This is a genomic window from Pantoea sp. (assembly GCF_039594315.1).
Taxonomy (GTDB): domain Bacteria; phylum Pseudomonadota; class Gammaproteobacteria; order Enterobacterales; family Enterobacteriaceae; genus Pantoea.
On sequence record NZ_JBCNNP010000006.1, the window covers coordinates 93488 to 105695 of the forward strand.

At 57.8% G+C, this 12208-nt stretch carries 10 protein-coding genes and 1 pseudogene; 3 read left to right on the forward strand and 8 right to left on the reverse strand.

Going from position 1 to position 12208, the window contains the following annotated elements:
- Positions 1 to 11: 11 nt before the first annotated feature.
- Positions 12 to 1217: an MFS transporter gene (locus tag ABDW13_RS06545; protein ID WP_343551670.1), complete on the reverse strand. Its 1206-nt coding sequence runs from the start codon at positions 1215 to 1217 to the stop codon at positions 12 to 14.
- A 93-nt stretch (positions 1218 to 1310) separates the two neighbouring features.
- On the opposite strand from ABDW13_RS06545, the gene ABDW13_RS06550 reads away from it, so the two are divergent.
- Positions 1311 to 2243 carry a LysR family transcriptional regulator gene (locus tag ABDW13_RS06550; protein ID WP_343551671.1) on the forward strand — a complete coding sequence of 311 codons (933 nt, stop codon included), beginning with the start codon at positions 1311 to 1313 and terminating at the stop codon, positions 2241 to 2243.
- A 79-nt stretch (positions 2244 to 2322) separates the two neighbouring features.
- Here the strand turns inward: ABDW13_RS06550 and ABDW13_RS06555 are convergent, their stop codons facing one another.
- The 7 genes from ABDW13_RS06555 to ABDW13_RS06585 all read right to left on the reverse strand — a co-directional run bounded on the left by ABDW13_RS06555 (position 2323) and on the right by ABDW13_RS06585 (position 11281).
- Positions 2323 to 2832, reverse strand: coding sequence for a TIGR00645 family protein (locus tag ABDW13_RS06555; RefSeq protein WP_343551673.1), 510 nt, complete (start codon positions 2830 to 2832; stop codon positions 2323 to 2325).
- Positions 2833 to 2886: 54 nt separating this feature from the next.
- A complete protein-coding gene (gene kdpD, locus ABDW13_RS06560; protein ID WP_343551675.1) occupies positions 2887 to 5559 on the reverse strand; it encodes a two-component system sensor histidine kinase KdpD in 2673 nt (890 codons plus the stop codon).
- Positions 5560 to 5604: 45 nt separating this feature from the next.
- Positions 5605 to 6174, reverse strand: coding sequence for a potassium-transporting ATPase subunit KdpC (gene kdpC / locus ABDW13_RS06565; RefSeq protein ID WP_343551676.1), 570 nt, complete (start codon positions 6172 to 6174; stop codon positions 5605 to 5607).
- Positions 6175 to 6184: 10 nt separating this feature from the next.
- On the reverse strand, positions 6185 to 8233 hold the full coding sequence (gene kdpB, locus ABDW13_RS06570; RefSeq protein WP_343551678.1) for a potassium-transporting ATPase subunit KdpB: 2049 nt from the start codon (positions 8231 to 8233) through the stop codon (positions 6185 to 6187).
- 7 nt (positions 8234 to 8240) lie between these two features.
- Positions 8241 to 9920 carry a potassium-transporting ATPase subunit KdpA gene (gene kdpA / locus ABDW13_RS06575; RefSeq protein ID WP_343551679.1) on the reverse strand — a complete coding sequence of 560 codons (1680 nt, stop codon included), beginning with the start codon at positions 9918 to 9920 and terminating at the stop codon, positions 8241 to 8243.
- Positions 9920 to 10009: a K(+)-transporting ATPase subunit F gene (gene kdpF, locus ABDW13_RS06580; RefSeq protein WP_100701897.1), complete on the reverse strand. Its 90-nt coding sequence runs from the start codon at positions 10007 to 10009 to the stop codon at positions 9920 to 9922. Before kdpF ends, kdpA begins: the two co-directional genes overlap by 1 nt.
- A gap of 108 nt (positions 10010 to 10117) precedes the next feature.
- The gene (locus tag ABDW13_RS06585; RefSeq protein WP_343551680.1) at positions 10118 to 11281 is read right to left on the reverse strand and encodes an HD-GYP domain-containing protein; all 1164 of its coding nucleotides are present in this window, start codon (positions 11279 to 11281) and stop codon (positions 10118 to 10120) included.
- A 246-nt stretch (positions 11282 to 11527) separates the two neighbouring features.
- On the opposite strand from ABDW13_RS06585, the pseudogene ABDW13_RS06590 reads away from it, so the two are divergent.
- Positions 11528 to 11834: pseudogene (locus tag ABDW13_RS06590) on the forward strand (type II toxin-antitoxin system RelE/ParE family toxin).
- A 30-nt stretch (positions 11835 to 11864) separates the two neighbouring features.
- Positions 11865 to 12197 carry a HigA family addiction module antitoxin gene (locus ABDW13_RS06595; RefSeq protein ID WP_343551681.1) on the forward strand — a complete coding sequence of 111 codons (333 nt, stop codon included), beginning with the start codon at positions 11865 to 11867 and terminating at the stop codon, positions 12195 to 12197.
- The last annotated feature ends 11 nt before the right edge of the window (positions 12198 to 12208 follow it).

Genomic DNA, 12208 nt, shown 5'->3' on the forward strand with positions numbered 1-12208 from the left:
ACGAAAAGCGATCAGTTTTGCAGATGGCGACTGGCAAGGCGAATCATCAGTGCCAGCGCTGCGGCCAGCGTCGAGAGTGCCACCACGCCGGTCCAGCCCCAATGCGCCAGCGCCAAACTGCCGAGCGCCGCACCGGTCGCCATGCCGATAAACACCACGGTAAACATCAAGGCATTCAAACGGCTACGCGCTTCCGGCGCCAGGCTGTAAACCAGGGTTTGATGCGCCACCAGCGTCGCTTGCACGCCTAAATCAAAACCAATGGTGCTGAGGATAATCAAACCGATCTGCGCGGGAACCGGCAACAACGGCAGCAGGAACATCAGCGCAAACGACACCATCACCAACGTTGCGCCGTATTGCGTGACACGCGCCGGGCCGATGCGGTCGGCGATGCTACCGGCTAACGGCGCGGCTAGCGCACCGGCTGCGCCCGCCAGACCGAAGGCACCGGCGACGGCGCTATCGAGGTGAAAACGTTGGCTCAACATTAATGCCAGCGTTGACCAAAAGGCACTGAAGCCCACCGACAACAAGCCTTGCGCCAATGCCGCACGACGCAGCGTTTGATGGTGCTGCCACAGATGCGCCAGCGACAGCAGCAAACGCGGGTAGCTCACCGAGGTGCCCGGCGTAAAGCGCGGCAACACGCGCCACAACGCCAGACTAATCAGCAATACCGCCACCGCCGCCACCATATACATGGTGCGCCAGCCAAAATACTCCGCCACCACGCCGCTCACCACGCGCGACAGCAGAATGCCCACCAGCAAGCCGGTCATCACCGTGCCGACGGTTTTACCGCGACTGCGCTCTGGCGCTAATGCCGCTGAAGCAGGCACGATATCCTGCGCCACGGTGGCGGTTAAACCGGTCACAAAGCTGGCGATCAACAGCGCGTTCAAGCCGCCGGAAAAACCACATAACAGCAGTGCAGCAACCAGCAGCAAGCCTTTAATCAGAATGATGGTGCGACGATCGTGCCGGTCGCCGAGCGGTGCCAGCAACAAAATGCCGAGCGCGTAACCGGCCTGCGTCAGCATCGGCACCATGCCCACGCTGCCGACACCGACGTTAAATTGTTTGCTGATGATATCCAGCATCGGTTGGCTGTAGTAAATCGATGCAACGCTCAGTCCTGCACCGGCCGCGAGCGTAAACACCAGCGGCGCGGGCAGTTTTTCCGCCGTGACGGCTGAAGACGAAATGGCTGACATAATGGTTTTCCCCCGTGAAAGTGCGCTTATTAAAGCGCGTCTCCGCCATACGCGGTAGACTGCTCAAACACAGAACTGTTATGCGTGGTACGTATGAATACTCCTTCCAGCCTTGACCGCATCGAATTGATGCAGACCTTTATCCGCATCGTGGAAAGTGGATCGCTTTCTGCCGCTGCATCGCAGCTTGGCACCACGCAGCCCACCATTAGCCGCCGCCTGCAAGCGCTGGAGCAGCGGCTCGGCCTGAAATTGATTATGCGCACCACGCATGCGCTCAAACTCACTGACGACGGCGAACGCTGTTATGCGCAGGCGCTGCAATTGGTGGCGACCTGGCATGCGCTGGAAGATGAATTAACCGGTGCCAGCGACGATCCCATTGGCACCTTGCGGGTGCGTGCGCCGCATGCGTTTGGTCAGGATCAGCTGATTGAGCCGCTGATTGATTACCTACATCGTTATCCACGTTTAACCGTAGAGTGGATGTTGAATGACCGCACGCCGGATTTCATCAGCGAGAACGTCGATTGTGCGATTCAGGTCGGCGCGCCGAGCGATCCGTCGATTGTGGCAGTGCTCTTAGCCGAAGTGCCGCGCTTTGTGGTGGCAGCGCCCTCGCTGCTGGCAAAGCATGCACCGGTTGAGGACGTTGCGCAGCTGACCGATTTGCCATGGCTGGCGCTGACCAGTTTTTATCGTAATGAAATTGCCCTCAAGCGCATCAGCGATGGCCAGCCGTTGAATCTGGCGATTGCGCCACGCCTCGCCAGCGACAGTTTGTACGCAATACGCAAAGCCGCCCTCGCCGGGATGGGCGCCGCGGTGGTGTCATCGTGGGTAGTGCAGGAAGATTTGGCGAACGGCGATTTGATTCAGTTGGTGCCCGAGTGGCAAGCCCCGCCGCTGCCGGTATGGCTGACTTATCCGTGGGCCAGTTATTATCCGGCGCGTTTACGCCAGTTTTTCGCCATGATCCGCGAAGTGATGCCGCAATTGGCGGGAACGCAGCCGGCGAGTCGTTAAAGAAATGAAGCGGTCACCCTAAATGGCGACCCTACGGGAATGGTGTTGTAGGGTCGCCATTTAGGGTGACCTGGATTCATCACATATTTGCCGCTTTCTTATCATTCTTAGACATATTATCCAGCCAGCCCATCACAAAGGCCGACAGCACAAACGTCAGGTGGATTATCACGTACCACATCAATTTCTCGTTCTCGACGTTACGCGCATCCATAAAAATACGCAGCAGATGGATCGAAGAAATCGCTACAATCGAGGCCGCCACTTTGTTCTTCAGCGAGCCGGAATCCATCTTGCCGAGCCAACTCAGCTTCTCGCGGTGCTCATCAATATCCAGCTTGGAGACAAAATTCTCGTAGCCCGAAAGCATCACCATCACCAGCAAACCGCCGACCAGCGTCATATCCACCAGCGACAACAGCAGCAGAATCAAATCGTTCTCCGCGATGCTGAACACGTGCGGCAGCAGGTGAAAAATTTCCTGGAAAAATTTAATCGACAGCGCCAACAGCCCCAATGACAAGCCCATGTAAACCGGGGCCAACAGCCAGCGCGCTGAATACATCAGATTTTCGACAAAACGTTCCATAAGTTCCCATTAATCAACAGACAAGTGGCCGAGTATAACCGAACTTATGTGAAGTTATTTCAGGCCATCTTCAGAAATTTCTGGCGCGGCTGGCAGCGGCAAAGACAAACGAAACACCGCGCCACCTTCCGGCCGATTCTCTGCCCAAATGCGTCCACGGTGCGATTCGATAATGGTTTTGCCGATCGCCAAACCCAAGCCAACGCCCGGCACCGCTGACTCCTTATCGCCGCGCGCAAACTTATCGAAAATGCGCGTCAGATTTTCTGGCGCAATGCCCGGCCCGCTGTCCCACACCGCAATCTCCAGCCGATCCTGTGCGCGCCAGGCTCGAATGCCGTGCTGCGCGGCGTTACCGGCATATTTCAGGCTGTTCTCAATCAAATTAGTAAACACCCGTTCCAGCATCGCGCTGTCGCCTTTGATCAGCACCATGTCCGGTAAATCGAGCGTAAAATCATGGCCTTTTAGCGATGGTCCCATGCTACTTAACGCGCCGCCAATCACTTCATCCAGCGCCACCCATTCATCGCGCAGATTCAGCCCGCCAGACTGAATGCGCGCCATATCCAGCATGTTGCTCACCAGTCGGATGGTGCTCAGCGTTTGTTCGCGAATTTGATTGGCCTGACCGACATACTTCGATTGTTCGCTGGCGAGATCAAGCATCAGCATTTCCGCCTGACCAAACAGCACCGTCAGCGGCGTACGCAGATCATGTGATAGCGCCGACAGCAGCGCATTGCGCAGTTGCTCGCGTTCTGCCGCCAGCCGTGACGCCGCTTCGCTGTGCGACAGCGCCATGCGTTCCAGCGCGTTGGCGATCAGCACGGTGAAAGTTTCCAGTAAACGCTGCTGCTCAGGAATCATCAGTTGGCGCAGATTCTCCGGCTCCACCACCAGCAAGCCGCGACAGTGATTGCCACTTTTCAGCGGCAAAATCTGGTACGGCACGGCGGGAAGTGTATCGGTGCCCGCGCCCGCCGGTTGGCCTTTGCTGTAACTCCATTTGGCGATCGCCAGATCCGGCGGTGTACCAATCTCGGTATCGCCAAGGGTTTGCAGTTCGCCGTGTTCGTCTGGCAACAGCAGCAAGCTGCGCGCCTGGAGCGTGACGTCAATGATGCGTTGGCTGGTGGCGGCGATATCCTGCGGCGTTAAGTCGCTGCCGAGCGCTTTCGCCATCTCATACAAATGGCGCGCGCGCTGCTCGCGATAACGCGCCACTTTGGCTTGATAGCGCACGCCTGCGGTTAGATTCCCGACAATCACGCCGACCGCCAGCATCACCGCAAAGGTCACCAGATACTGTAGATCCGACACCGCCACGGTGCCGGTTGGCGCAACGAAATAGAGGTCGAAGGCGAGGATGTTGATCACCGTGGCGAACACCGACGGCCAGCGACCATAACGCAGCGCCACCAGCACCACCGCCAGCAGATAAATCATCACGCTGTTGGCGGGATCAAATTCGATCAGCAGCGATTGCCCAACGCAGGTGACCACGATGCATAGCAGCAGCGCCATCATGCAGCCGCGCAGTTGCAGCCGCCATTTTTCCGCGCTGGCGCGCTGGCCGCTGAGCGCATGCGGCGCATCGCGCACCGGTTCATCCAGCGCCACCACGATTAAATCGAGATCCGGGCCAAGCTCGCCGAGACGCTGAGCAAAGCTGTCGCGCCGCCAGCGCCGCTGCGGCTGGCGTCCGGTGACGATTTTGCCGAGATTGTGCTCGCGCGCGTAACGCAGCACCGCGCGCGCTTCATCGGGATCGGACAGCGTCGCGGTTTCTGCGCCTAATTCTTGCGCCAGTTGCAGCGTGCGTAAAATCGCGCGACGCCGCGCTTCCGGCAGACGATTAAGGCGCGGCGTTTCCACATACACCGCATGCCACTCGCTGCCGAGGCGAGCCGCCAGCCGCGCGGCGGTGCGCACCAGCTTTTCGCTGCCGGTGTCATCGCCAATGCACAGCAGAATGGCATCCCGCGTGTGCCACACTTTGTCTCGGCCTTGCTGATCGCGCCAGGCGCGCATCTGGTCATCGACGCGATCAGCGGTGCGGCGTAAAGCCAGTTCACGCAGCGCGAACAGATTCCCTTTGCGGAAGAAGTTTTCGATGGCGCGCTCGGCGCGGTCGCCCACGTAGACTTTGCCCTCTTTCAGCCGCTGACGCAGATCGTCCGGCGGCAAATCCACCAGCACCACTTCATCGGCGCTGTCGAAGAACGGATCGGGCACGGTTTCGCGCACCTGAATGCCGGTCACGCCGCCGACCACATCATTCAGGCTTTCCAGATGCTGCACGTTGACCGTGGTGATGACATCAATGCCCGCTTCCAGCAGCTCCTCAATGTCCTGCCAGCGTTTCGGATGGCGCGAACCTTGCACGTTGGTGTGCGCCAGTTCGTCCATCAGAATCACCGCCGGATGGCGCGCCAGTGCGGCGTCGAGATCAAATTCGGCATGACGTGAACGCCCGGTGGCGCGGCGTGGCAACAGCGCCAAACCGTTGAGCAGCGCGGCGGTTTCCTGGCGATCGTGGGTTTCAACCACACCGGCTAATACGTCGAGACCTTGCGCACGCAGCCGCTGCGCCTCTTGCAGCATGGCGAAGGTTTTCCCCACGCCCGCGCAGGCACCGAAGTAGATTTTGAGTTTGCCGCGATGGCTGTCGCGCTGATTGAGCAGCAGCGCGTCAGGATCGGGGCGGGAGATTTCGTCGTTCATCAATCATCCATTGAGAAGGTCACCATCAATGGCGACCCTACGGGTTTACTGCAAATCATCTAACGCCAGATTCAAACGCAGCACGTTCACGGTTTCTTCACCGATAAACGGCAGCAACGGGCGCTCGGTTTGGCGGGCAATCAGCGCTTGCACCTCCTGCAACGACAGATGACGCGCGGCGGCGATGCGCGGTGCTTGCCACATCGCGGCTTCTGGCGATATATCGGGATCTAACCCACTCGCCGACGCGGTGACCAACTCCACTGGCACCGCAGCAGGTGCCTGAGGATTTGCCTGGCGCAATGCGGCAACCCGTTCCGCCACCGCTTTATCCAGCGCCGGATTGCTGCCCGCCAGGTTGCTACCGCTGGAGGCCAGCGCGTTGTAGGGCGTATCACCGGTGGCGGAAGGTCGCCCCCAAAAGTGCCCCGCCTGATTGAATACTTGCCCAATCTGCTCCGAACCGCGCACCGCGCCATCCTGCTCAATCAACGAACCGTTGGCCTGCGACGGAAACCACCATTGCGCCAAACCGGTGGTGAGCAGCGGATACAGCGCGCCGGTAAGCAGCGTAAGTACCATTAACAATATAATAGCCGGACGTAACTGACTCATTTTTCTCTCCTTACGCCAGACCCAGCAGGGTTAACAGCAGGTCGATGGCTTTAATACCGATAAACGGCACCACTAATCCGCCCGCACCGTAAATCCACAGATTGCGGCGCAGCAGCGCAGCGGCACTCAGCGGACGGTAACTTACGCCTTTCAGCGCCAGCGGAATCAGGAACACAATCACCAGCGCGTTGAAAATCACCGCCGACAGAATCGCCGAGTTGGGTGAATGCAGCGCCATCACGTTCAGCATGTTGAGCTGCGGATAGGTGGCGGCGAACGCGGCGGGAATGATGGCGAAATACTTCGCTACGTCGTTGGCGATACTAAAGGTGGTGAGCGAACCGCGTGTCATCAGCATCTGTTTGCCGATGTGCACCACTTCCAGCAGCTTGGTTGGGTTCGAGTCGAGATCGACCATGTTGCCGGCTTCTTTCGCCGCCTGAGTACCGGAGTTCATCGCCACCGCCACATCGGCCTGCGCCAGTGCGGGGGCATCGTTGGTGCCGTCGCCGGTCATCGCCACTAAACGCCCTTCGGCCTGATATTGGCGAATCAATGCCAATTTGGCTTCCGGCGTGGCCTCCGACAGAAAATCATCGACGCCCGCTTCCGCTGCAATCGCCGCTGCGGTTAACGGGTTATCGCCGGTGATCATCACGGTTTTGATGCCCATTTTGCGCAGTTCGGCAAAGCGCTCTTTAATGCCGCCTTTCACGATATCTTTCAGCGCCACCACACCAAGCACCTGCGCACCTTCTGACACCACCAACGGCGTGCCACCGGCGCGCGCCACCTCTTCTACGGCGCTATTCACTTCTGCCGGGAAGCGGCCGTGATTGGCTTCGATGTGGCGACGCACCGCATCCACCGCGCCTTTGCGGATCAGGCGATCCTGCACGTTGACGCCGCTCATGCGCGTTTGCGCTGAGAACGGAATAAAGCTGGCGCCCATGCTGCTTAAATCGCGTTCGCGTAGGTTAAATTTCTGCTTCGCCAGCACCACAATGCTGCGTCCTTCAGGCGTTTCATCGGCCAATGAAGCCAACTGCGCCGCATCGGCCAGTTGCTGTTCAGTGATGCCCGGCGCAGGTAAGAACTGCGTTGCCTGGCGATTACCCAGCGTGATGGTGCCGGTTTTATCCAGCATCAACACATCGACATCGCCCGCCGCTTCTACCGCACGGCCGCTGGTGGCAATCACATTGGCTCCCAACATGCGGCTCATGCCCGCCACGCCAATCGCTGATAACAAGCCGCCGATGGTGGTGGGAATCAGGCACACCAGCAAGGCCACCAGCACCGTGATGCTGACTGGCGTGCCGCCATAGGCCGAGAACGGCCACAGGGTGGCGGTTGCCAGCAGGAACACAATGGTCAGCGACACCAGCAGAATGGTCAGCGCGATTTCGTTCGGCGTTTTGCGACGTTTCGCCCCTTCCACCATCGCGATCATGCGATCGAGGAAGGTTTCACCCGGATTGACGCTGCACTGAATCACCAGCCAATCCGAAAGAATGCGGGTACCGCCGGTAACTGAGGAGAAATCGCCGCCCGATTCACGAATCACCGGCGCAGATTCGCCGGTAATCGCGCTCTCATCCACCGACGCGCCACCTTCCAGCACTTCGCCATCGCACGGAATAATGTCACCGGCTTCCACCAGCACCACATCGCCTTTGCGCAGCGTATCGGCGGCAACGTTATGCCAGCTAGCGCCGTAACGTGCTTCCGCCAGTTTTTTCGCATCGCTGGTTTTACTGATGCCTTTCAGGCTGTTGGCCTGCGCCTTGCTGCGTCCTTCTGCCAGTGCTTCGGCGAAATTGGCGAACAGCACCGTGAACCACAACCAGATCGCGACGCCCGCAGTAAAGCCAGCGCTGCCGTTTAACGTGCCGATGGCCATGCCGATCGCGAGGATCGATGTCAGCACGCTGCCGATCCACACCAGGAACATCACCGGGTTGCGAAACTGCACGCGCGGATCGAGTTTTTTCAGCGCATCCAGCATGGCAACGCGGGTTAGCGCCGCATCAAACAGCGCCAATTGTTGACGACTCATGATTCCGTTATCCCTGAATAAGTTGCAGATGTTCCGCCACCGGGCCAAGTGCCAGCGCGGGGATGAACGTTAATGCACCTACCAACACCACGGTGCCAATCAGCAGCCCAATAAACAGCGGACCGTGCGTGGGCAGCGTACCGTTGCCGACCGGCTGAATTTTCTTCGCCGCCAGCGAACCGGCAATCGCCAGCACCGGAATGATGATGCCGAAGCGACCCACCAACATGCAGAAGCCGAGCAGCAGGTTCCAGAACGGCGTATTGGCGCTCAAACCAGCAAAGGCGCTGCCGTTGTTATTCGCCGCCGACGACACGGCGTACAGCACTTCGCTAAAGCCGTGAATGCCGGGATTGGCCATGCCCGCGCGTCCGGCGTCAGTCATCATCGCCAGCGCCGTGCCCAGCAGCACCAGCGTTGGCGTCACCAGAATCGCCAGCGCGGTCATCTTCATTTCCCACACGTCGATCTTTTTGCCCATGTATTCCGGCGTGCGACCGATCATCAAGCCAGCGATAAACACGCCGAGCAGCACAAACAGCAGCATGCCGTATAAGCCCGCGCCGACGCCGCCGAACACCACTTCGCCCAACTGCATCAACCACATCGGCACCATGCCGCCCAGTGCGGTGAACGAGTCATGCATGGCGTTAACCGCACCACACGACGCCGCCGTGGTGATGACGGCAAACAAGCTGGAATTGAGGATGCCGAAGCGCGTCTCTTTGCCTTCCATGTTGCTGGCGCTGTCAGCACCGAGCGCGAGGAAATGGGGATTGCCGCGCACTTCCGCCCACATCACCGTGATCACCGCCAGTACGAACATGATGGTCATCGCCCACAGCAGCATGTGGCCTTGACGGCGATCGCCCAGATGCTGACCGAAGGTGAAACACAGCGCGGCGGGAATCAGGAAGATGCTGAGCATCTGCACCAAGTTAGTCAGCGCCGTTGGGTTCTCGAACGGATGCGCCGAGTTGACGTTAAAGAAACCGCCGCCGTTGGTGCCGAGCATTTTGATCGCTTCCTGCGAAGCTACCGGACCGAGCGGCAGCGTTAGCTGTGCGCCTTCCAGCGTGGTCAACGCGTGATACGGCTCGAAGGTTTGAATGCTGCCCTGACTGACAAAGAACAGCGCCATCAGCAGGCTGATCGGTAGCAGCACGTAAACGGTGATGCGCGTCAGATCGCGCCATGCGTTGCCGAGCGTATCCAGCGAACGATTAGCAAAGCCGCGAATCAGCGCAAACGCCACCGCGATACCGGTCGCCGCCGACAGGAAGTTTTGCACCGTGAGGCCAGCCATCTGACTGAAATAGCTCAGCGTGCTTTCACCGGCGTAAGCTTGCCAGTTGGTGTTGGTGACGAAGCTGATAGCGGTATTCAGCGCCAGATCCCAGCTCAGATTGGGCAGATGTTGCGGATTAAGCGGCAGCGATGCTTGCGTCATGAGCATCAGCAGCAACAGCGCAAAACCCAGCGCATTGAACAGCAGAATCGCCAGCAGATACTGCGGCCAGCGCATCGCTGCGTCGTCGGCGCCGGCCAGACGCCACAGCGCGCGTTCGGTGCGCGGCAGCAGCGGCTTGTCCGCCACCAATACGGCAAGGAAACGGCCCAGCGGATGTGCCAGCAACATCAGCACCAACAGGAATCCGGCGATCAGCAAAAATGCATTCGCAGCCATCAGAACGCCTCCGCATTTAGCAGGGCATAAATCAGGTAGCCCAGAAGAATAAATACCAGCACGATGCCGGCTATCACGCCCACGCTCACAGCAACCTCCAATCGATTGGTTAGTGCTGCAAGCATGCGCGGCGCGGCATAAAGAAGAGGTAAAAAGGCGGGAATCTGGCGTAAATAAAGTATAAAAATGGCGCGAAATTAAGCGGTTTCCAGCGCCCAGATGCGGTTGAGATCGATGTTCTGCCACAATCCGCTGTCTTCCGCGCCGGTAATGCTGTCGGTGCAGAAGCTATCACCAAGATCGAGCTCTTCCGGCTTCACTTCACGCTGAGCGTGCAGCGACCAGAACACATGCACTTTGGGCTTAAGCAGCGACTTTTCACCGGCTTTCACCACCAGCGCCACGCGCCCGGAAGCTAAACGCACCAGCGATCCCACCGGATAAATGCCGATGGTGCGCACAAAGGCGTGCAGCAGCGTGTTATCGAAATGTCCACGCCAGCTCAGCATGTTGTGCATCGCTTCGGCGGGCGTCCAACCTTTGCGATACGGGCGATTCGAGGTCACAGCATCGTAGACGTCGCACACCGCCGCCATGCGCGAATAGAGCGAGATTTCCTCGCCTTGCAGGCCATGCGGATAACCTTTGCCGTCGTATTTTTCATGGTGATGCAGTGCGATATCCAGCAAATCCTCACCGGCATTGGCATCCATCAGCATCTGCGCACCGACAATCGGGTGCTGGCGCATCACGGTGAACTCTTCATCGGTCAGCTTGCCGGGCTTATTGAGAATCTCCAGCGGCACCGCCGCTTTGCCAACATCGTGCAGCAAACCACCCATGCCAACGCGGCGCAACTGATGCTCATCCAGCCCCATTTTTTTGCCGAGCGAGATCATCAGGCCGCACACCGCCATCGAATGCAGATAGGTGTAATCGTCGTGATTTTTCAGCCGCGCCACGCTGAGCAATGCCGTGGGTTCGCGGGTGATCGAACCAGCGATCTGATCCACCAGATCAAGGGTGTAATCGAGATCGAGACCTTGCCCCATACGCGCTTCATTGAACATCGCCAGCACTTGCGGCTTGCCCTGATTGAAGATGCTTTGCGCCTGATCCATCTCCTGGAAGAAGGAGGTTTTGGGAATATCTTTTTTCGGTGCGGGCGCCACCGGAGCCTGCACCGACTTATCCAGATCGATCCACAGCTGCATGATCCCTTCATTGCGGATCATCGCGATCTGACGTTTATCAGTGATCAGCATTTGGTTGCGAATGCGCTTATCTTTGACCCACCAAACTTCAAGTTTGTGGATAAACATTCCCTGCCGCAGTTCGTCAACGTTAATCAGCTTTATCACGATATCGCTCCTTAATATCAGTGGGTGGTAAGGAGGTATCGGCAGCTGAGCAAAAAATCTTCAGGAGGGATTTGTGCGATCGGTGAGGTTTGTGAGGTGGGTGCGCACTGCAATGTAATTGCATGCAACTGAACAGATTGTTTGGAGTACGGCTCTGGGATCAACTACAATGTTAAAAAATGCACTGTATAACGGTGCATTTATGCAATAGGTTGCTGCCCTGTTTACGGCAAAGTAGAGCAACCCATGAAGGGATCGATTGAGAATTTTAGGGATGATTGGCTGGAATCGTTTTTTGTCTATGCAACACCGCACAAATATATTCCAGCCGCGATTGAATCTGCCTTAGCGCGCAAGCTCGATATCATCCACGCGGCGGCATCTCATCACGTTGCGTTCACCTCCGGGCAATCGCTTTGAGGTATTGAAGCCGCCGCTGCTGGGATATTTCTCCATTCGAATCAATGAGCAATATCGGCTCATTTTTCGATGGAATAATGGCAAAGCCACCGATCTCTATTTGGATCCTCACAGCTACCGTAAACACCGCTAGCGTCCACCAGCGAGTATAAGAGAAGCCACTATGAAACAAGCGATGCGTAAACCCACCAGCGTGGGTGATGTACTGCAATATGAGTTCCTTGAGCCGCTGAATCTCAAAGTGAATGATTTGGCGGAAATGCTGAATGTGCACCGCAACACCGTGAGTGCACTGGTGAATAATAACCGTAAATTAACCACTGAAATGGCCTATCGGCTGGCGACCGTTTTCGATACGTCTGTTGATTTGTGGCTCAATCTGCAACGTCATCTGGATCTGTGGGAAGTCGAAAACGATGCCAGAACGCAGGAAGAACTGAGTCGCGTTACGCCGTTAGTCATTTTCATGGCGCAACGCGCAGCAGCGGTGGCATAAAAGCCCGCCAT